Origin of the sequence: Paraliobacillus sp. PM-2 (assembly GCF_001368815.1) — a bacterium.
Lineage (GTDB): Bacteria > Bacillota > Bacilli > Bacillales > Amphibacillaceae > Paraliobacillus.
On sequence record NZ_CTEI01000002.1, the window covers coordinates 338,360 to 357,743 of the forward strand.

The 19,384-nt window shown below is 34.4% G+C and carries 24 protein-coding genes; 15 read left to right on the forward strand and 9 right to left on the reverse strand.

Annotated features, from left to right (window positions below):
• Nucleotides 1-3 precede the first annotated feature (3 nt).
• A complete protein-coding gene (cbpB, locus tag BN1058_RS10475) occupies nucleotides 4-468 on the reverse strand; it encodes a cyclic-di-AMP-binding protein CbpB (protein ID WP_090857084.1) in 465 nt (154 codons plus the stop codon).
• 276 nt (nucleotides 469-744) lie between these two features.
• On the opposite strand from cbpB, the gene BN1058_RS10480 reads away from it, so the two are divergent.
• A complete protein-coding gene (locus BN1058_RS10480; RefSeq protein WP_090857087.1) occupies nucleotides 745-1,209 on the forward strand; it encodes a YkyB family protein in 465 nt (154 codons plus the stop codon).
• 2 nt (nucleotides 1,210-1,211) lie between these two features.
• Here the strand turns inward: BN1058_RS10480 and BN1058_RS10485 are convergent, their stop codons facing one another.
• The 3 genes from BN1058_RS10485 to BN1058_RS10495 all read right to left on the reverse strand — a co-directional run bounded on the left by BN1058_RS10485 (nucleotide 1,212) and on the right by BN1058_RS10495 (nucleotide 2,828).
• Complete coding sequence (locus BN1058_RS10485; RefSeq protein WP_090857090.1) at nucleotides 1,212-1,577, reverse strand: hypothetical protein; 366 nt, start codon at nucleotides 1,575-1,577, stop codon at nucleotides 1,212-1,214.
• Nucleotides 1,578-1,649: 72 nt separating this feature from the next.
• Nucleotides 1,650-2,504: a patatin-like phospholipase family protein gene (locus BN1058_RS10490; RefSeq protein WP_090857092.1), complete on the reverse strand. Its 855-nt coding sequence runs from the start codon at nucleotides 2,502-2,504 to the stop codon at nucleotides 1,650-1,652.
• A gap of 171 nt (nucleotides 2,505-2,675) precedes the next feature.
• Nucleotides 2,676-2,828, reverse strand: coding sequence for an FbpB family small basic protein (locus BN1058_RS10495; protein ID WP_090857095.1), 153 nt, complete (start codon nucleotides 2,826-2,828; stop codon nucleotides 2,676-2,678).
• A 107-nt stretch (nucleotides 2,829-2,935) separates the two neighbouring features.
• On the opposite strand from BN1058_RS10495, the gene BN1058_RS10500 reads away from it, so the two are divergent.
• Nucleotides 2,936-4,084: an aminotransferase A gene (locus tag BN1058_RS10500; protein ID WP_090857098.1), complete on the forward strand. Its 1,149-nt coding sequence runs from the start codon at nucleotides 2,936-2,938 to the stop codon at nucleotides 4,082-4,084.
• 22 nt (nucleotides 4,085-4,106) lie between these two features.
• On the opposite strand, the gene BN1058_RS10505 is transcribed toward BN1058_RS10500, so the two are convergent.
• Nucleotides 4,107-4,274, reverse strand: coding sequence for an aspartyl-phosphate phosphatase Spo0E family protein (locus BN1058_RS10505; RefSeq protein WP_255307059.1), 168 nt, complete (start codon nucleotides 4,272-4,274; stop codon nucleotides 4,107-4,109).
• A 208-nt stretch (nucleotides 4,275-4,482) separates the two neighbouring features.
• On the opposite strand from BN1058_RS10505, the gene BN1058_RS10510 reads away from it, so the two are divergent.
• Nucleotides 4,483-5,232: a hypothetical protein gene (locus BN1058_RS10510; protein ID WP_090857101.1), complete on the forward strand. Its 750-nt coding sequence runs from the start codon at nucleotides 4,483-4,485 to the stop codon at nucleotides 5,230-5,232.
• A gap of 37 nt (nucleotides 5,233-5,269) precedes the next feature.
• On the opposite strand, the gene BN1058_RS10515 is transcribed toward BN1058_RS10510, so the two are convergent.
• Nucleotides 5,270-5,719 carry a hypothetical protein gene (locus BN1058_RS10515; protein ID WP_090857104.1) on the reverse strand — a complete coding sequence of 150 codons (450 nt, stop codon included), beginning with the start codon at nucleotides 5,717-5,719 and terminating at the stop codon, nucleotides 5,270-5,272.
• Nucleotides 5,720-5,921: 202 nt separating this feature from the next.
• Here BN1058_RS10515 and BN1058_RS10520 point away from each other — a divergent pair, with 202 nt between their 5' ends.
• The 4 genes from BN1058_RS10520 to spoVAE are packed head-to-tail and all read left to right on the forward strand — an operon-like array spanning nucleotide 5,922 to nucleotide 8,191.
• Nucleotides 5,922-6,341: a YhcN/YlaJ family sporulation lipoprotein gene (locus tag BN1058_RS10520; protein ID WP_090857107.1), complete on the forward strand. Its 420-nt coding sequence runs from the start codon at nucleotides 5,922-5,924 to the stop codon at nucleotides 6,339-6,341.
• Nucleotides 6,342-6,359: 18 nt separating this feature from the next.
• The gene (gene spoVAC / locus BN1058_RS10525; protein ID WP_090857110.1) at nucleotides 6,360-6,827 is read left to right on the forward strand and encodes a stage V sporulation protein AC; all 468 of its coding nucleotides are present in this window, start codon (nucleotides 6,360-6,362) and stop codon (nucleotides 6,825-6,827) included.
• Nucleotides 6,827-7,837 carry a stage V sporulation protein AD gene (spoVAD, locus tag BN1058_RS10530; protein ID WP_090857113.1) on the forward strand — a complete coding sequence of 337 codons (1,011 nt, stop codon included), beginning with the start codon at nucleotides 6,827-6,829 and terminating at the stop codon, nucleotides 7,835-7,837. Before spoVAC ends, spoVAD begins: the two co-directional genes overlap by 1 nt.
• 3 nt (nucleotides 7,838-7,840) lie before the next feature.
• Nucleotides 7,841-8,191, forward strand: a complete 351-nt coding sequence (spoVAE, locus tag BN1058_RS10535) for a stage V sporulation protein AE (protein WP_090857116.1) — start codon at nucleotides 7,841-7,843, stop codon at nucleotides 8,189-8,191.
• Between the two features lie 15 nt (nucleotides 8,192-8,206).
• Here spoVAE and BN1058_RS10540 read toward each other — a convergent pair whose 3' ends face one another.
• Nucleotides 8,207-9,196, reverse strand: a complete 990-nt coding sequence (locus tag BN1058_RS10540) for a zinc-binding dehydrogenase (protein ID WP_090857118.1) — start codon at nucleotides 9,194-9,196, stop codon at nucleotides 8,207-8,209.
• An 86-nt stretch (nucleotides 9,197-9,282) separates the two neighbouring features.
• Between BN1058_RS10540 and BN1058_RS10545 the strand changes: the two genes are divergently transcribed.
• The gene (locus tag BN1058_RS10545) at nucleotides 9,283-9,564 is read left to right on the forward strand and encodes a hypothetical protein (protein ID WP_090857120.1); all 282 of its coding nucleotides are present in this window, start codon (nucleotides 9,283-9,285) and stop codon (nucleotides 9,562-9,564) included.
• A gap of 30 nt (nucleotides 9,565-9,594) precedes the next feature.
• Here the strand turns inward: BN1058_RS10545 and BN1058_RS14570 are convergent, their stop codons facing one another.
• Together BN1058_RS14570 and BN1058_RS10555 are read right to left on the reverse strand one after the other, a co-directional pair.
• Nucleotides 9,595-10,413: an N-acetylmuramoyl-L-alanine amidase gene (locus tag BN1058_RS14570; protein WP_090857124.1), complete on the reverse strand. Its 819-nt coding sequence runs from the start codon at nucleotides 10,411-10,413 to the stop codon at nucleotides 9,595-9,597.
• Between the two features lie 135 nt (nucleotides 10,414-10,548).
• Nucleotides 10,549-10,800, reverse strand: a complete 252-nt coding sequence (locus BN1058_RS10555; RefSeq protein ID WP_090857127.1) for a phage holin — start codon at nucleotides 10,798-10,800, stop codon at nucleotides 10,549-10,551.
• Between the two features lie 262 nt (nucleotides 10,801-11,062).
• On the opposite strand from BN1058_RS10555, the gene BN1058_RS14610 reads away from it, so the two are divergent.
• From BN1058_RS14610 to leuC, 7 genes are all read left to right on the forward strand, one after another.
• Entirely contained in the window at nucleotides 11,063-11,317 is a 255-nt protein-coding gene (locus BN1058_RS14610) for a hypothetical protein (protein ID WP_369688261.1), read from the forward strand.
• Nucleotides 11,318-11,972: 655 nt separating this feature from the next.
• Nucleotides 11,973-13,688: a biosynthetic-type acetolactate synthase large subunit gene (ilvB, locus tag BN1058_RS10565; RefSeq protein ID WP_255307072.1), complete on the forward strand. Its 1,716-nt coding sequence runs from the start codon at nucleotides 11,973-11,975 to the stop codon at nucleotides 13,686-13,688.
• Nucleotides 13,685-14,209, forward strand: a complete 525-nt coding sequence (gene ilvN, locus BN1058_RS10570; RefSeq protein ID WP_090857136.1) for an acetolactate synthase small subunit — start codon at nucleotides 13,685-13,687, stop codon at nucleotides 14,207-14,209. The genes ilvB and ilvN overlap by 4 nt, the downstream gene beginning before the upstream one ends.
• 60 nt (nucleotides 14,210-14,269) lie before the next feature.
• The gene (gene ilvC / locus BN1058_RS10575) at nucleotides 14,270-15,301 is read left to right on the forward strand and encodes a ketol-acid reductoisomerase (protein ID WP_090857139.1); all 1,032 of its coding nucleotides are present in this window, start codon (nucleotides 14,270-14,272) and stop codon (nucleotides 15,299-15,301) included.
• The gene (locus BN1058_RS10580; RefSeq protein WP_090857142.1) at nucleotides 15,288-16,835 is read left to right on the forward strand and encodes a 2-isopropylmalate synthase; all 1,548 of its coding nucleotides are present in this window, start codon (nucleotides 15,288-15,290) and stop codon (nucleotides 16,833-16,835) included. Before ilvC ends, BN1058_RS10580 begins: the two co-directional genes overlap by 14 nt.
• A gap of 17 nt (nucleotides 16,836-16,852) precedes the next feature.
• Nucleotides 16,853-17,917, forward strand: coding sequence for a 3-isopropylmalate dehydrogenase (leuB, locus tag BN1058_RS10585; protein ID WP_090857146.1), 1,065 nt, complete (start codon nucleotides 16,853-16,855; stop codon nucleotides 17,915-17,917).
• A gap of 27 nt (nucleotides 17,918-17,944) precedes the next feature.
• Nucleotides 17,945-19,360, forward strand: coding sequence for a 3-isopropylmalate dehydratase large subunit (leuC, locus tag BN1058_RS10590; RefSeq protein WP_090857149.1), 1,416 nt, complete (start codon nucleotides 17,945-17,947; stop codon nucleotides 19,358-19,360).
• Nucleotides 19,361-19,384: the final 24 nt, after the last annotated feature.

Below are 19,384 nucleotides of genomic sequence, written 5' to 3' on the forward strand. Positions count from 1 at the left end.
ATTTTAATTATCTCTTTCCTCGAATAAAGACTTATTAACATATATATACTTGTTAACTTGTTTTAAGATCGCCCTTCTAGTCAAAATTCCATCAAAATACCCATTTTTGTCAACAACACAAACAAAAGGATAATCAATAACTGTTTTTAAACAAGATAAGAAATCATCTGATTTACTAACACATGGAATTTCTTGATTCATTACGTCACAAACTTCGATTTCAGATAATTTTTCCATTTCAAACCGCTCTATACCAAGAATGTGATTTAAAATAAGGTTCTTTCCAATCGTACCTTTAAACTTGTAAGATGTATCTAAGACTGGAACTGCAGAATATCCAGATTTAACCAAGATCAATAAAGCATGTTCTAGGGGGTTATTCATTTGAACGTGGGCTACTTTCTCAGAAGGGATCATTAAATGTTCAGCTTTTAAATTCAATAAAGCTAGCTCTTGTAAATCATTCATCTTTCCACACCCTTTACTCACTGTTGAAGGAGTTTTTGATACTGATAATTCATCAGCATACATAATTATATTTTATCATATTAAAGTTTGTTTCACCAACCTTTAACATTGTCAGGTTTAAGTAACTATTTCAGATTTGTTACATTCTTTTTAAACTTTTTTTAAACTATATAGTTTTTTTGAGAAGAAAATGTTAGAATAATTGTCAATTAGGAAATTACACATTAAATGATTTACATATGAGAATTGTAAAAAAGATAGATGGGAGGGCTATGAATGAACGTAGAGAATAATGAAGACTTAGATCAAATTGCTAAGGCATTATTCGTAATTAATCGACACGCTAAAACTGCACTTAATCCAAGAGAACTATATAATTTAAAAAAACAAGCAATTATTGAATTACTTAAAAACAATAATGCACAAAAAATTGGACTCCATTATTCGGATCGACCTAAATTAAGTCGTCAGCATTCTACATTGCTTGTAAAAGTAGGAAATTACTATTTTCATATTCTACCTAACAAACAGGATTTTAAAGAAGTTAAACACCTAGGAAATATTGATAAAAATTTTAGAAATCCAAAAACAAAAATGTCTCTTTCCCAGGCCAAAAGAATCATTTGTTCTTATTTAAACATTGATTTACCAGAAAAAAAACGAACGTGTTCTTCGTATTACACACCCTCATCTTTAGGCCGATGGAATCAATCTTATTTTAAACAAAAACGCAGAAAATAAAACTATCTTTGTTTTATATGGCTGATTATTAATTGAGAAATGCGAACAATAATAACCACAACACCAAGTGCCACAATAGACAGTATGATAAACGAAGCGGAACGAGTATGAACTTCAATGTGAATTTGTTTATTTATTAAAAATATTAAGTTACCAAATAATAAAATAGTTATGAGATAAGTAGTGAAATGTTCCCATTTTAACTGCATAAATAATTGAATGACTGGTTTCATTAAGAAATATAACACAATAAGGCTTAATAGACTTAAAATAAAAAAAAGTTGTTCATCTTTTATAAAAAATGCATCTATATTTTCTCTGTAAAACCAAGTTAATAAAAGAGCGTATGATATGTTGATAAAAGACATGTATTTTTCTCCTGACTATACAAATAATCAATAATATAGTATCGGCTAAAACACCTCCTTTTATTCGTGATTTTAGCTACTCTTTACAAATTTAATTAAAGCTTCGCTAATTTCTTCTGCTTGTTGATACCCTTGAATATATACATCGTGTAATTTTTGTTTATTTCTTTCTATCCGACTTACTTTAAGTGGTTGTTTAGGCTGTATTATGAACACTTCACCATTTTGCTCCATTTGTCTTAATATTTCTAATGTTTGATTATACTTCGCATGCCTTTTTTCCATTGCTCTCACTAAACCGGGATAATTTTTATATGTATGTTTAACAATACGTTTAAATTTTACGTTATCCTTCTTATATCCTTTATGACGAGTCAATATTACGACATGTTTTCTGTTTCCATCTTGAATAGAAGGATCAATTGGAATCGGATCACTAACGCCACCATCCATTAACTCTAACCCTTGATGTAATACGCTTGTAGATACAAAAGGCAAAGAACTAGAAGCTCGAACTAACTTAAATAACTCATCTTTATTATCAAAACTATCATAATATACAGGTAATCCTGTAGAAACATCAGTCGTTGCAACAACTAGTTTGCTTTGATTTTTTATGAACATATTATAATCAAAAGGAACCAATTGATTAGGGAGGGTATCAAAGATAAAATCCATCCCAAACAAGGAACGCCTTGTTAGCAAGCGTTTCAATGATAGATACTCTGGATGTCTACTGTACTCTACTAAAACTTCATAATTTCTTCCTCTTTGATTAGCGAGATAAGAGGTAGCAACACAAGCACCAACCGATGCACCAACCACGTAAGGAAACATGATTTTTTTATCATGAAAAAAATCGAGAACCCCTGCCGTATATACTCCTCTCATTCCTCCCCCTTCTAAAACTAATCCAACCTCATTCATAACCTGCACCCCTATTGTCGTAAAATAATCAGCTAAACAAAGCCTATTGTTATAACATACACGATACAGTATATAGAAAACAAACGAAGTATATTCTTAAGGTATACTATAATGCTTACTCAAATTAGTTACGACAAATACTTTGTTAGCATTTCGCCACTTATGGTATGATCAATTTATATGTTTTGTTTTCATTCGTTCTTTTCTAGTCGAGTATTTTTGGTCTAGTGTTTCTTCTAACCTTTTCATCGCATTCTTGTCGTTCAGTAACTCTTGTTTGTTTTGATTAACTAATTGTTCAAAAGTTGGCTTTCTATTGCGCATTTTTAGACACTCCCTTTAATTAATCGCTTTCATTATAACTTATTTTTCCATTCAAATATATCAAAATTATGTGACAGTTATATTACATTTATAAAGGAGCAATAAATATGGAACATTTACTTAATAGCAATGTAAAAAAAATCGAAATTTCTGGTATTCGGAAATTTTTTAATATGGTAAATGATAAAGAAGATATTCTTTCATTAACTATTGGCCAGCCAGATTTCACTACACCAGAACACATAAAAAAAGCAGCACAACAGGCAGTTGAAAATAATTACACTACCTATACACATAATGCTGGTATTTTATCGCTACGACAAGCGATTTCAGATGCCGTTGGAAAAGATTATCAATTGCATTATAATCCAACTGACGAAATTATCGTTACAGTCGGTGCATCTCAAGCAATTGATATTACGTTACGAACAATTATTGAAACAGGTGATGAGGTACTATTACCAGGTCCTGTTTACCCTGGATATGAACCACTAATTAGACTTGCAGGAGCAAAGCCCGTCTATATTGATACGACAGATTCTGGCTTTAAAATAACACCAGATAAATTAAAACAACAGATAACAAGTAAAACAAAGTGTCTGATACTTCCTTATCCTTCTAATCCAACTGGTGTAACATTAACTAAGGATGAATTAATTGCTATTGCTGAGGTAATAAAAGATAAGGATATATTTGTAATTGCTGATGAAATATATAGCAAATTAACATATGATACAACACATGTTTCGATAGCTAGTCTAAATGATCAAATAAAACAAAAAACTATTGTAATAAATGGTGTATCTAAATCACATGCAATGACCGGCTGGCGCATTGGTTATTTATTAGCTCCTTCATGGCTAACTAAACATATTCTTAAAGTGCATCAATATAATGTTTCTTGTGCTACTTCAATAAGCCAATATGCTGCTTTAGCTGCAATTACAAATGGCACAAATGATCCAATCATAATGAATAAATCCTATCAAAAAAGACGCGATTATGTTTATGAACGATTATTACACATGGGAATGGAAGTAGTGAAACCAGATGGAGCCTTCTACTTTTTCCCTAAAATTAAATCAAACCTTCGTTCCTTTGATTTTGCATTAAAATTAGTGAATGAGGTTGGACTTGCATTAGTTCCAGGTAATGCTTTCAGTCATTACGGAGAAGGTTATGTTAGATTATCTTATGCCTATAATCTTGAAACATTGGAACAAGGGTTAAATCGATTAGAAGCATTCATAAAATAAGAGAGCGATGCTCGCTCTCTTATCATTGTGTTTCTTTCTCTATTTCATATTGATTTAATAAGTTATCTAGTTCTTGACTTAAATGAATAGACTCCTTGCTAGTGAATCCCTGACTTAATGCGATCTCAACCATGCTTTTTCGTATCAACTCTATTTGACTTAACAAGTACTTTGTATAGTGTTCACTCAAATCGAAATACCTCCTAAAAAACCCTGTCTATTCTTAGTAAATCAAAAAGTTAATTTTGTGGGGGCAGTTGAATGTTATACTTGTCATACAAGTAATTATAAAAACTAGAATCTACTTATTACTAATATACCCTTTTTTTCTAATATAAAACCATTGAAGGAAATTATATAATACTAATTTATAAAAAAATAGGAGCGGAAAGTAAAACATGAAAAAGATTCTCTATCATTTAATATTAATAAATCTAATAGTGATTTTTACTGGTTGTTCTTCAAATGAAAAACCAGTCATTGTTCAGGAAGAAATGAATGGTACGGAGCAAGAAAGTGCTAAATTAATTGAAGAGTCTAACGAAAAAGATTCCGAAGAACCTCAAATGATGATTGAATTTATGCTAGAAGAAGAACAATTAACAATTAATTTGGACAAAATACCGATCTTGAAAAATTATCTATCTCAAATTGAAAATCGTAAAGACGCAATTGATCAAATGAAAATCAACAAACTTGATATTGAATCAACTGAATCAATATATCTGTTAGGTTTTGCTGGATCTGAAAATATGTATTCTTACCTTCTGTTAGATCCTACAGATGCAGGGCGTTCGTTTTTATTAACAGATAGAGCAAAATTTTTAAAGATTTCACAGTCTCCTGATAACAAAAAATTGCTTTTTTATTTTGAGCGAACCGTTAAGAACCAACCATGGAAAACAAACAAGATAGTTGTCTTGGATTTGCTAAATTGGGAAAGTAACAAATTAATAAACAATGCAGATCATAATAATATTGCTTTAAACCAATTCAAATGGCCAATCCTAAATATCAAATGGACAGACAATGAATCAGTAAGTACAACTGTCCCTTCTATTAAACATGCAACAAAAGATGAATTAACAAAGTGGATTAATTCTGAACAATCAACAAAGCAAGTTGAATTTTTCATTGCAAATGAGTAGATAAAAAAAGCTAATTGCTTCAGCAATTTAGCTTTTTTTATTGGATTTTAATATCTTTTTCTATTCTAATATTAACCAAGTTATCATCCGCCATAAACTGACAGTGAATATATAATTTATTGGATCCATTTTCCAAAGGTTTAAACACCTTACGCATCGGTGTCGTTCGATAAATATCTCCTGATTGTATGGTTTTGCTTATAGGGCTTCCAGTAAAGTTACTTTTTTCTGCTCCGAATGAAAGATAAGTTAATGGTGTTCGGTGTTTAATCGTAATTGGTTTTTCCCCGGTATATTCTAATGAATGTAATACTCTGATTCCTTCGGCATTATTTTCAATTCTCATATGTAAAATAAAATCACCTTTTTGTTGATCGATCACAACCGGTTCTGCTAATGTTGTTGTCGAACTAGCTCTTAACCAAATAACTGTTGCTGTTCCTAATAATAAAACAATAAAAGACATGATTGTTAATCGTTTTATCACCAAACACCCTCCTCTCTTGTTTTTTTCTATAATTATATGACGTATAACTATTCAAAAAAGTTTCACAATAATGTAAATAAAACAAAATTTGTCTAATAAAGTCGTTAAGTTCGTTTGAATAATTTGGATTCGTTTAAACAAACTAATTGTATCCATTTCTATTGTTTTCATTGAATGGAATTCTTAAATGTAGGTGATCTTTATGAAGAAAAGCTATATCATTATTTTTTTGCTACTATTACCCTTAATCTTTGGATGTAATCAAAATAATGACCCAACGAATGAAACAAAAAATATCGAGCAGATTAATAATCAAGCAACAACTCATTCTGAAGTGACAGATTATATATTCAAGCATTTTGATTCTGTCTCAGATATTCGAACAGTAGTGTACAAACAAGAATTAATTGTTGCTATAAAGGCAACTACTTTTCAGCAAATAAATGAACAAACAATCGAGAAAAAAGTAAAGAAAAAATTAGAAAAACAATTTAAATTCAAGAAAATCAATGTCTCTTCAGATCAAAAGATATTTATTGAAATTAATAAATTAGATCATTCAACTAACAACCTAAAAGCTAAATTTAATCATATTAAAAAATTATTAAAAGATAATGTCTAAGAAAGAAGGATTATAGGTATGGACAAATCACCCTCTACAACTAAAACACAGTATAAAAAATTAGCACAAAAAAAAGAACTGAAGCGTCCAATCTTAAAGAATTGTATAAATGCTTTTTTCTTTGGGGGGTTAATCTGCACTATTGGTCAAGGTATTGCGACTTTCTATATGTATTTCTTTGATTTTACTGAGCAAACTGTTGGCAATCCAACTACCGCGACCCTAATTTTCATTACAATGTTGTTGACAGGATTTGGCGTTTATGACCATATAGCACAATTTGCTGGGGCAGGCACAGCAGTTCCTGTAACTGGATTTGGTAATGCCGTTATATCGGCTGCTATTGAACACCGATCAGAAGGCTTTGTTCAAGGTGTTGGAGGAAATATGTTTAAGTTAGCAGGCTCTGTTATTTTGTTTGGTGTATTTTCGGCCTTTATCGTTGCTCTCATAAAAACACTATTACTAGAATGGGGCGTTATTTAATGTTAATTGGTAAACAAACATGGGAATTTGAAAACACACCAACAATTATTTCGACAGGGATTGTTGGTGGACCATTTGAAGGGAATGGTAAATTATCCAACACATTTGATCAAATATATGCTGACTTGTGGTTAGAACAAAACTCCTTCGAACAAGCACATCAACTTCTTCTTGAATCAGCATGTAATCACGCCTTTAAAAAAATAAATCGTACTCCAGCTAACGTTCAATTTTTAATCGCTGGGGACCTAATTAATCAGATAACTCCTACAAATTTTACTGCAAAAAAGTTACAAATCCCTTATATTGGTACGTTTAGTGCATGCGCAACCTCTATGGAATCACTTGCGCTTGCAGCAAATTTAATTAATTCTAAAAATGCTAATTTGATTTTAACAGGTGCAAGTAGCCATAATGCCGCTGTTGAAAAACAATTTCGATATCCTACAGAATATGGTGGGCAAAAGCCACCTACTGCACAATGGACTGTGACTGGAGCTGGTGTAGGATTACTAAGTGATAAAGGAAAAGGCCCGAAAGTAACAAGTGCTACAATTGGAAAGGTAATTGATATGGGAATGACAGATCCATTTAATATGGGAGAAGCCATGGCTCCAGCAGCAGTTGATACGATAGCTACCCACTTAAATGATCGTGGAATTGAGGCATCCTATTATGATTGTATCATCACTGGTGATTTAGCAAAAATAGGTAGGTTAATTGCGATTGATTTAGCAAAGGAAAAAAACTTATTCTTAAATGAAGATTCTTTTTTAGATTGTGGTTTAATGATATATAACAATGATCAAGAAGTTTTTGCGGGTGCTAGCGGTGCTGGTTGCTCTGCAGTTGTCACTTATGGTCATTTAATTAATCAATTAAATGAGAAAAAGTTAAACAAGATATTAATCGTCGCTACGGGGGCATTATTATCACCATTAACCGTACAGCAAAAACAATCTATCCCTTGTATTGCTCATGCTGTTTCTATAGAAAATGGAGGTGTTTAACAAATGGTATTTTTATGGTCTTTTTTAGTGGGTGGACTGATATGTGTTATTGGTCAGCTAATGTTTGATATCCTTAAATTAACACCTGGACATACATTAAGTATACTGGTTGTTACAGGTGCCATATTAAACGGATTTGGATTATATGAACCATTAATTGATTTCGCAGGTGCTGGTGCTACCGTGCCTATTACTAGCTTTGGTAATTCGCTTGTTCATGGAGCGTTGCAAGAAGCAGAAAAACATGGATTAATCGGTGTGGTAACTGGTATGTTTGAAGTAACTAGTTCAGGAATTACAGCTGCTATCATTTTTGGTATGATTGGAGCAATATTTTTTAAACCAAAAGGATGACTAAAAGTAATACTTCTAGTCATCCTTTGAAATTTGGACAGCTATCTTACCAAATTGTTTTGCTTCGTCTAGGTACTTAAATGCATTTTCCATTTCATCAAATGCTAATACCTTATCTACTACAGGATAAATCTGATGTTTTTCCATAAATTTCAATGCCGTGCGTAGTTCTTCTCTACTTCCCATTGTGGAACCAAATAATTGATATTGTCCGTAAAAGAATTGACGAATATCAATGGTTACTTGATCCTCTGTTGTTGCACCAAACGTAACCATTCTACCACCTTTACGCAGTACCGATAGAGAACGATTAAATGTTGCCTTTCCAATACTTTCAATCACAAGATCAATTGTTTCATCCTGAAGCTCTACATCCCAATCTGCTTCTGTATCGATAACCAAATCCGCACCAATCGATCTGGCATACGCTTTTTTTTCCGCAGACCGTGAAGTAACGATCACTCTTGCACCAATTGCTTTTGCAAATTGAATCATATATGTTACGACACCACTTCCTGCTCCAGGTAAAAATACAGTTGAATCAGGAGAAACTTTTCCTTTGGTAAATAGTGCTCGATATCCTGTTAAAGCAGCTAACGCTAAAACACCGGCTTCTTCCCAACTTAGGTAACTTGGTTTCTTCTCGACATATTTTTGATCAACTACATATTTTTCAGCAAAAGTGCCATCGTCAGGCATCCCAACAATTTCGAACGATTCTGGCGGTGCATCCGATTGATGTAACCAGCCTATTCCAGGATTTATAATTACTTCATCTCCTACAGATACATTAGTTACATTCTTCCCTGTCATTTCGACCACGCCAGCACCATCTGAACCTAAGACTAATGGATCGGCAACATTACCTCTCCGTTTGGGAATATGTAGATCACGATGGTTTAAACCAGCAACTTTTATCGATATCTTTACTTCATCGTCCTTAACATCAGGCTCTGCTACATCTTTTATCAACAATTTTTCCCCTTCATGTACAAATGCTTTCATATTAGATCACTCCAAAGTAGTTTTTTTGCTTTACTGAATTATTCCTGTCATACTATTATTATCAATACTAGAAGAGGATGAGATACTTGTCAAAATTAGCTACACAAACCTATGTGATGATTGAAAGAAAAATTGAAAAAAATCAACAGTTAATTAAGCAAGATGAGTACACACTCACCTTGCATCATCATTGTATTGAAAGTGCCAATCAGAAATTTTTAATTAATAACGTATATGATATTACCTATCGAAAAGTAAATATAACTTATTTTCTTTACCTTCATACCAATAAAGGCGTTACAGCATTTCAAACAATAGAAGATCCCGCTTCTTTTGTCCAATCATTTAAAAAGTTGAAACATAATTAGAGAACACACACAAAATATACGTCCTTTTTGCTAATTAACCTGTACATATTTTTGATTAGCAGTAATATAATAGATGTTACCTTTTGAGTTTTTCACTTTATATTGTTCACCTTTACCCACTATTAATTTATCTACAATTTCCGGAAATCCAATTCCTTTATCTATTGTATTAACGAGGGATTGATCACTCCAATCTGGAAAGTAATAATATCGTAAGCCATCTACTTTACTTTCTACTCGTTTACCAATATACCAAGCATCCGATTTATTCATTTCTTCTGCCACATACGTCTTATTATAATATGGCGTATTGGTTATTATACATATTCCTTTAACAACTGCTTCAGCTAAATCTCTCCAATCTCTGCTCAATTTTATTCTATCAACTTTAGAGTCAGCAAAACCATACTCAACGATGATCGTTTCCGTATGACCTGTGTCTCTGTGCATATAGTAATAGTCCATTCGATCATTAAAAGATAGGGTTCGAGTAAAAATCCTTCTAACTTTTTGTTGTTTTTCTTCTATCTGCTTTGCTAAGATGCGCGCGTTACTTCCATCACTATAAATGGAATGAATTAACTCTGCGCCAACTCCACCTCCAGCATTGATATGATTGGAAATACAATACGTTGCATCGCTCAACAAAACACATTTACTTCGCTCATTACTCGAAAGATATTTGTCCGTATACCGAGTCATCTCAACAGGTATATGCAATTCCTGTAATCGAGCGTATTGGTAGAGCGATAACTTTAACATAAAATCTTTTTCTAACCAAGATGAATTAGAACCGCCTCCCTTGTCTTTTCCTCCATGCCCTGGATCAATAATTATGATGATACACACCTCATTTCCATTTTTACAATTTTTAAATCTCCATATTAGTCTGCTTATTCAAAAAGAACTAGACAAACGAATTAGTTTGAGACGATCCTACATTTTTAAAATCTCCTTCCATTTCATTCATCAGTGCCTGTCATGCTATTTTGTTAAGCCATTCTTTCGTAAAACTTCTAGCTGTTTTTTACCTTTCTTACTGACGTAGTTATTGCCATACCATGCATAAATGGAAGATACAACAGTAAAAATAGTCGATACGGTTTGTTCTATCAATTCTTCTGAAAAAGGAAGTGGGGATTTACCAAACAAAACAAGCGTTTGATTCGCTAAAGCCAATATAAGCATAACTGTTCTTATTACTGTGCCTTTATTCATCATATCCCTCCTTTTCATTTGGATTGTGCAATCGATACACTACTATATTTATAGTAATAGATTTCACAAAATGGCACGGCAACTATCAACTTCAGCTATTAATATTATTGAAAATAACAAGCCAAAACGTGTCTAAAATATATGTTATATCTTATGTGCTCTTTATCTTTACACACTAAATTATTGCTGTTCGGTATATTAATAATTCACACTATAGCTTGTACTTGTACTATTTTTACTCGAATACAATAATCCAAATACGATTGGTTCTTTTAGTGAGATCAATAAGTTATTAGCTTCTTACTTTCCAGCAGTAGCACCTCGAACCACTGGGTTTAACACCATTGATATTGGCTCTATGGAAGATGCATCGTTATTGTTTATTATCATGCTTATGTTTATTGGAAGATTAGGTCCATTAACTTTTGCCTTTACCCTAAGGAAGAAATATAAACTAAAAACAAGACACGAATCAAAGTGTCTTGTTTTTAGACCTATACGCATCATTTTCTTCTTTGAACCTAACCCAAGCTGATTGTTAACAATAGAATACATTTTAATAAAGAGGAAAATCATTGCTATAAAAGGGTTTTTGATCATTCACCTGCCTATTTCTTAAGAAATATCAGAAAATTTTCACTAAACCTGTTGACCTTAGCTCAAAATAATTGTATGATTGTCGACAACCAAATAAATAATTTATTTCTAACATTTAATTTTAAAAATCAGAATTTTTCAACTATGTAAATTTTTCTTTAAAATAAGTATTGGATACTATGCAAAACTGAATATATGATAAATCGCTGATGAGAACAAAGGAATAAACCCATTGTATATACAGAGAGCCGGGGTTGCTGGAAGCCCGGAAATACAAGTTATTCTGACATCGTCTCGGAGTGTTGAATGGAACAGTAGGAACTACTACTAAGTATATTTAACCGGGTGTGAACAAAGGCACTCGTTACTAAAAATTGAAGCTATGTAATTATGCATACACGAAGTAGCTTCATAAGGCAGTATTTGTGAAAATACTGTGAATCAGGGTGGTACCGTGAAAAGCTAGACCTTTTCTCCCTTGTAATGCTGAACATATCGGCTTTATTAGGAGAAAAAGGTTTTTTTTATTTATCAACAGATTTAAAAGCTCAATTAATACTCTTAGGAGGGATAAGATGGTACAAACAAAAGATATGCAAGAGAAAAAAATAACTGCTGCAAAGCAAGCACCAAAAACAGGTGCTGATTTATTGGTAGAAACACTGATTGAAGCCGATGTTGATACTTTATTTGGTTATCCTGGTGGCGCGGTACTACCTATTTTTGACGCCTTATATCGAGCAAAAGAATCTTTTAATCAAGTATTAGCTCGCCATGAGCAAGGTTCTATTCATGCAGCCGAAGGATATGCTCGTGTTTCTGGCAAACCGGGTGTTGTCATTGCAACTTCTGGACCAGGTGCAACAAATTTAGTAACTGGCATTGCTGATGCAATGATGGACTCTATCCCACTAGTTGTATTCACCGGACAGGTAGCTCAAAATGTGATTGGAACAGACGCTTTCCAAGAAGCGGATGTAATGGGGATTACCACTCCTATCACGAAACATAACTATCAAGTTCGTTCGATTAAAGATTTACCTAGAACGGTTAAAGAAGCTTTTCATATTGCTTCTACAGGGCGACCGGGACCAGTTGTTGTTGATATTCCAAAAGATTTAGCAGCAAATCCTTGTATTGATCAGTATGATACGGATTTTTATTTACCTGGTTATCAACCAACAACTAAACCAAATCCAATGCAAATCAAGAAATTAGGTGAAGCACTTAAAACCGCTAAAAAGCCTGTTATTCTTGCTGGGGCTGGAGTAATTATTGGAAAGGCAACAGATGAACTATTTGCATTCGCTCAAGAACATCAAATACCTGTTACCTCCACCCTACTTGGATTAGGTGCTTTTCCAGGAACAAACGAATTGTTTTTAGGGATGGCTGGGATGCATGGCACCTATGCAGCAAACAATGCATTATATGAGTGTGATTTGCTAATTAATATTGGTGCAAGATTTGATGATAGACTAACTGGTAACTTAGATCATTTTGCCCCTTCAGCAATTGTGGCACACGTTGATATTGATCCAGCTGAAATAGGTAAAAACATTACAACACACATTCCTGTTGTATCTGATTCTAAAAAAGCTTTAACATTGATGTTAAAACAAATTAAGTCATCTGGTAGCCATAAAGAATGGTTAGCACATGTCCAATCGAATAAGAAAGATTATCCATTGTGGTATAACCAACCGAAAGAGAAAATGATTGGTCAATGGGTGATTGAGCAAGTTTATCAAGCTACAAATGGAGATGCTATTGTTGCAACAGATGTAGGACAACATCAAATGTGGTCAGCACAATACTACAAATTTAATAAGCCAAATCGTTGGGTAACTTCAGGTGGATTAGGAACAATGGGATTTGGTTTTCCAGCAGCAATTGGCGCACAACTAGCTGCACCAAAGGATAAAGTGGTTGCCATTGTTGGTGATGGTGGTTTCCAAATGACTTTACAGGAATTATCGATCCTTCAAGAAAGAGATTTACCAGTTAAAATTATTATTGTAAACAATGCTGCTCTAGGAATGGTTAGACAATGGCAACAAGAGTTCTACGAAGAGCGCTACTCTGAATCTATCTTTGGCATTCAACCAGATTTCGTCAAATTAGCTGAAGCGTACGAAATCAAAGGTGCAAAAATTGAATCTCAAAAGGATTTAATGGAAAAACTTCCTAAGCTTCTTGCAGACGATGGTCCAGTATTAATAGATTGTCGTGTATTACAACAAGAAAATGTTTATCCAATGATTGCACCAGGTAAAGGAATTCATGAAATGATAGGGGTGAAACCATGAAACGAATCATAACTGCTACCGTACAAAATCGAAGTGGTGTACTCAATCGTATCACCGGGTTACTTCAAAAAAGACAATTCAATATTGAAAGTATATCTGTTGGTCGTACTGAAACGGAAGGTATATCGAAGATGACTTTTGTAGTTGATGTGGAAGATAATCAAAAGTTAGAGCAAGTGACAAAACAGTTAAATAAACAAATCGATGTTTTAAAGGTTTCTGATATCACGGATAAAGCAATTGTTGCAAGGGAACTTGCATTGATAAAAATAGTAAGTAACAGTCAACTTCGATCTGAAATACAGGGAATTATTGAACCTTTCCGTGCAACCGTTATTGATGTAAGTAAAGACACATTATCTGTGCAAGTTACCGGAAAGTCAGATAAAGTGGAAGCCTTAATTGATTTATTAAGGCCCTATGGAATTAAAGAATTAGCAAGAACGGGTGTTACCGCGTTTCTACGCGGACAACAACCACAACAGTCACAAGAAAATGTATCATTTTCATTATTAAACTAGGAAGTAAAATGTATTAATCATTTACTATAAAAAAATTATACTTGAGAGGATGTAGAAAAAATGGCAAAAGTACTTTATCACAACGATATTCAAGAAGAGGTATTAAAAAATAAGAAAATTGCGATTATTGGTTATGGGTCACAAGGTCATGCCCATGCATTGAACTTAAAAGAAAGTGGATTTGACGTAGTTGTAGGTTTAAGAAAAGGTAAGTCATGGGATAAGGCAGTAGAAGACGGTGTAGAAGTTAAAACAGTAGCTGAAGCAACGAAAGCTGCAGAAGTTATCATGGTACTGTTACCAGATGAGTATCAGCCAACTATTTATAAAGAGAGTATTGAACCTAATCTCGAAGCTGGTAATGCACTTGTTTTCGCACATGGCTTCAACGTTCATTTTAACCAAATTGTACCACCATCAGATGTAGACGTATTTCTTGTAGCACCAAAAGGCCCTGGACATCTTGTTCGTCGTACTTTTGAAGAAGGTGCTGGAGTTCCAGCATTATATGGCATTTATCAAGACTATACTGGTCATACCAAAGAAACAGCACTTGCTTATGCAAAAGGAATTGGTGCTGGTCGCGCAGGTATATTAGAAACATCGTTCCAAGAAGAAACAGAAACTGATTTATTCGGTGAGCAAGCAGTCCTTTGTGGCGGATTAACTAGTCTTGTTAAAGCTGGTTTTGAGACATTGACTGAAGCTGGTTACCAACCAGAAGTTGCTTATTTTGAATGTTTACATGAATTAAAACTTATTGTTGACCTTATGTACGAAGGTGGTCTTGAAGGGATGCGCTATTCTATCTCTGATACTGCACAATGGGGTGATTTTGTTTCAGGACCAAGAGTTGTTAATGAAGAAACAAAAGCTCGTATGAAAGATGTCTTAACAGATATCCAAACAGGTGTATTTGCTAAAGGGTGGATTCTAGAGAATCAAGCAAATCGCCCACAATTTAATGCCACAAATGCAAAAGAAAATGATCATTTAATTGAGAAAGTTGGTAGAGAGCTTCGTGAGTTAATGCCATTTGTAAAACAAAAGGCAAATGCGAAGAAGGAAGTGGTCTCGGATGACGCAAATTAAGATTTTTGATACAACACTTCGAGACGGTGAACAATCACCGGGTGTTAACTTAAATCAATTAGAAAAACTTGAAATTGCTAAACAATTAGAAAGATTAGGTGTAGATGTTATGGAGGCGGGTTTTCCTGCTTCCTCCCAAGGGGATTTCAATGCGGTGCAACAGATCGCCAATACGGTTCATTCAGTAACAGTCGCTGCCCTAGCCAGGGCAAATCCAAAGGATATTGACCGTGCTTGGGAAGCAATTAAACATGCCAAAAAGCCAAGAATACATGTGTTTATTGCTACCTCCCCTATTCATATGAAATACAAATTAAAAAAGACGCCTGAAGAAGTAATTAATGTTGCTGTAGAAATGGTAAAGCATGCAAAGCAAAAATGCACAGACATTGAATGGTCAGCTGAAGATGCTTCACGTACAGAACTACCCTTCTTAGCAGAGATCATTGAAAAAGTGATTGATGCAGGAGCAACGGTCATCAACCTGCCAGATACAGTTGGGTACACTACACCAAAAGAATATGGAGAAATGTTTAATTACATTAAAAATAATGTTTCAAACATTGACAAGGTTGATCTCTCTTGTCATTGCCATGACGATTTAGGCATGGCACTTGCAAACTCCATTGCGGCAATGCAAAATGGTGCCACACAAATTGAAGGAACAATTAATGGCATTGGAGAACGTGCTGGTAATGCTGCTTTGGAGGAAATTGCTGTAGCACTAAAAATAAGAGAAGATTTCTATCCGTATTCTACCAATATGGTTTTAAAAGAAATTAAACGAACAAGTGATTTAGTAAGTAAGTTTACTGGAATGGTCGTTCCAGGAAATAAAGCAATTGTCGGTAGAAATGCTTTTGCGCATGAATCAGGTATTCATCAAGACGGCGTATTAAAACACGCAGAAACTTATGAAATTATTACTCCTGAATTGGTTGGAATTCAATCCAATAACTTAGTGTTAGGTAAGCACTCCGGCCGACATGCTTTTGAGGATAAAATTGAACAGTTAGGGTTTAAACTTAGTGAGAATAAATTATCTGAAGCATTTCAAGCGTTTAAACAATTAACAGATCGTAAAAAAGAAGTAACGGATGATGATTTGTTTGTTATTTTGACAGATATTCAAACAGATATTCAAAACAGAAAGCGATATAAACTTATATCTTTTCAAGTTCAATATGATTCACAGAACCTACCAACCGCAACAGTTCTACTCCTCACACCAGACGGAAAGGAAGTAAAAACTGCCCAAACAGGTCAAGGTAGTGTGGAAGCTTTGTATAATACCATTGAAGCACTCATTGAAGAAGAAATCCAACTAACTGATTTTACCTTAAGCTCTATTGGTAAGGGAAAAGACGCTCTAGCCGAAGTTCATGTAAGCATGAACGTAGATCAAACGCCGGTTAGTGGTCGTGGAACAGCTCAAGATGTTTTAGAAGCTGCTGCAAACGCCTATTTAAACGCAATTAATCGAATATTTATTACTAAAAAACTTGAAAAATCCACTATAGATAGTAATGCTTAGCTTGGAGGTAGCTTAGAATGTCAAAGCATATCGTTTTACTTCCTGGAGATGGAATCGGTCCTGAAATAATCGATGCCACCCAAAAAGTACTCATTCATTTATCAAATAATTTTAATCATACTTTTACTTTTGAAAAACAAGCAATTGGAGGAAGTGCGATTGATTTATATGGCACTCCTCTACCTGATCAAACAGTTACAGCTTGTAAGGCTGCAGATGCTGTTTTGTTAGGTGCAGTTGGTGGTCCAAAATGGGATCAAAATCCTTCTAACCTGCGTCCTGAAAAAGGACTATTAGGTATTCGCAAAACACTTGATTTATATGCAAATTTACGACCAGTAAAGGGATTTCATGCTTTATTAAGTGCTTCTCCTTTAAAAGAAGAAATTATTAAGGATAGCGATTTATTAATTGTACGAGAACTAACAAGTGGTTTATATTTTGGAACACCAAGTGAACGAATCGAAAACGGGAATGCTGTCATAGATACCCTTTATTATCAACGTTACGAAATGGAACGAATAATTGATAAAGCATTTCAAAGTGCTCAAATACGTAGAAAAAAACTAACATCAGTTGATAAAGCTAATGTGTTAGAGTCAAGTAAATTTTGGCGTGAGATTGTGGAAGAAAAGAAATTAGACTATCCAGATGTAGAAGTTCATCATGAATTAGTTGACGCAGCTGCTATGAAATTAATAACGAATCCTGGTGATTTTGATGTCATTGTTACCGAAAATATGTTTGGAGATATTTTAAGTGATGAAGCATCTGTGTTAACTGGCTCATTAGGAATGCTACCTTCCGCTAGTCTTGCAGAGAATGGGGTTGGTTTATATGAACCAGCACACGGATCTGCACCTGATATTGCAGGGAAAGGTATTGCTAATCCAATAGCAACGATATTGTCTGGTGCTATGTTATTACGCTACTCCTTCGGTATGGAATCAGAGGCAGAAGCAATTGAGCAAGCTGTAGATAAGACCATTGCATTAGGATATCATACAGCAGATTTAAATATTAATAACGGCAAATGCGTAACTACAAATGAATTGACAGAGATGATTATTAAACATATATAAATAAAATAACAAAGGAGTGAAGCAATCATGGGTAAACCTAAAACGGTCATAGAGAAGATTTGGGATAAACATGTAGTCCATCATGAAGAAGGTAGACCAGACCTCTTATATATTGATCTTCATTTAGTCCATGAAGTAACTTCTCCTCAGGCCTTTGAAGGTCTTCGCATGAAGGGACGTAAAGTTCGTCAACCACATCTAACGTTTGCTACGATGGATCACAACGTTCCTACCGTGCATCGTAATGTAATAAAGGATGAAATATCAAAAAAGCAAATGGATCAACTACAGAAAAACTGTACGGAATTTGAAATTCCATTGGCAGACATTAATCATAAACATCAGGGAATTGTTCATGTTATTGGACCTGAGTTAGGACTTACTCAACCAGGAAAAACGATTGTCTGTGGTGACAGTCATACCTCCACTCATGGTGCATTCGGTGCATTAGCATTTGGAATAGGTACAAGTGAAGTGGAACATGTTCTTGCAACACAAACAATATGGCAATCAAAACCAAAAACCCTTAATGTTAAAGTAGATGGTAATCTTGGTACCGGTGTAACTGCTAAAGATCTTATTCTTGCTATTATTGGTAAATTTGGAGTTAAATTTGGAACAGGATACGTAATTGAGTATACTGGTGAAGCAATTCGAAATTTATCGATGGAAGGTCGAATGACTATTTGCAATATGTCTATTGAAGCCGGAGCAAGGGCTGGACTTGTTAGCCCGGACGAAAAAACGGTTGACTTTCTAAGAGGGAGAAAATACGCGCCACCTGAAACGGAATTTGATCACATTGCTAGTGAATGGTTAGAATTAGCTACAGATGAAGATGCTGTCTATGACGCAACGGTAGAAATTAATGCCGATGAAATTGAACCGCAAGTAACATGGGGAACCAACCCAAGTATGTGTATTCCTATCAATGGAAACATACCGAATCCAAACAATACTGATAATGAAAATGAACGTAATGAAATCAATCATGCCTTAGACTATATGGGATTAAAAGCCGACACACCAATCACATCTGTTCCGATTGAACATGTTTTTATTGGTTCATGTACCAATTCTCGCCTAGCTGACCTTGAGCGCGCAGCGAGTATCATAAAAGGGAAAAAAGTTAATCCAAATGTACGCGCTATTGTTGTTCCAGGATCACAATCAGTAAAAGCAGCCGCTGAAGAGCAAGGATTAGATAATATCTTTAAAGAAGCCGGATTTGAATGGCGAGGTGCAGGCTGTAGCATGTGTTTAGCCATGAATGGCGATATTGTCCCGGCAGGTGAACGATGTGCTTCTACTTCTAACCGGAACTTTGAAGGTCGACAAGGTGCAGGGGCTCGCACACACTTAGTAAGTCCTGAAATGGCTGCAGCTGCTGCAATTGAAGGTAAGTTTGTTGATGTAAGAACATTATCAGTCCCAACAGCTTAGCAATTGATCTAAAAGGAGGTTTAT

Coding starts and splice junctions, on each gene's coding strand:
- cbpB (WP_090857084.1), bottom strand. CDS start 468: ATGAATGATTTACAAGAGCTAGCTTTATTGAATTTAAAAGCTGAACAT.
- BN1058_RS10480 (WP_090857087.1), top strand. CDS start 745: ATGAACGTAGAGAATAATGAAGACTTAGATCAAATTGCTAAGGCATTA.
- BN1058_RS10485 (WP_090857090.1), bottom strand. CDS start 1,577: ATGTCTTTTATCAACATATCATACGCTCTTTTATTAACTTGGTTTTAC.
- BN1058_RS10490 (WP_090857092.1), bottom strand. CDS start 2,504: ATGAATGAGGTTGGATTAGTTTTAGAAGGGGGAGGAATGAGAGGAGTA.
- BN1058_RS10495 (WP_090857095.1), bottom strand. CDS start 2,828: ATGCGCAATAGAAAGCCAACTTTTGAACAATTAGTTAATCAAAACAAA.
- BN1058_RS10500 (WP_090857098.1), top strand. CDS start 2,936: ATGGAACATTTACTTAATAGCAATGTAAAAAAAATCGAAATTTCTGGT.
- BN1058_RS10510 (WP_090857101.1), top strand. CDS start 4,483: ATGAAAAAGATTCTCTATCATTTAATATTAATAAATCTAATAGTGATT.
- BN1058_RS10520 (WP_090857107.1), top strand. CDS start 5,922: ATGAAGAAAAGCTATATCATTATTTTTTTGCTACTATTACCCTTAATC.
- spoVAC (WP_090857110.1), top strand. CDS start 6,360: ATGGACAAATCACCCTCTACAACTAAAACACAGTATAAAAAATTAGCA.
- spoVAD (WP_090857113.1), top strand. CDS start 6,827: ATGTTAATTGGTAAACAAACATGGGAATTTGAAAACACACCAACAATT.
- spoVAE (WP_090857116.1), top strand. CDS start 7,841: ATGGTATTTTTATGGTCTTTTTTAGTGGGTGGACTGATATGTGTTATT.
- BN1058_RS10540 (WP_090857118.1), bottom strand. CDS start 9,196: ATGAAAGCATTTGTACATGAAGGGGAAAAATTGTTGATAAAAGATGTA.
- BN1058_RS10555 (WP_090857127.1), bottom strand. CDS start 10,800: ATGAAAAGGAGGGATATGATGAATAAAGGCACAGTAATAAGAACAGTT.
- ilvB (WP_255307072.1), top strand. CDS start 11,973: ATGCAAGAGAAAAAAATAACTGCTGCAAAGCAAGCACCAAAAACAGGT.
- ilvN (WP_090857136.1), top strand. CDS start 13,685: ATGAAACGAATCATAACTGCTACCGTACAAAATCGAAGTGGTGTACTC.
- ilvC (WP_090857139.1), top strand. CDS start 14,270: ATGGCAAAAGTACTTTATCACAACGATATTCAAGAAGAGGTATTAAAA.
- BN1058_RS10580 (WP_090857142.1), top strand. CDS start 15,288: ATGACGCAAATTAAGATTTTTGATACAACACTTCGAGACGGTGAACAA.
- leuB (WP_090857146.1), top strand. CDS start 16,853: ATGTCAAAGCATATCGTTTTACTTCCTGGAGATGGAATCGGTCCTGAA.
- leuC (WP_090857149.1), top strand. CDS start 17,945: ATGGGTAAACCTAAAACGGTCATAGAGAAGATTTGGGATAAACATGTA.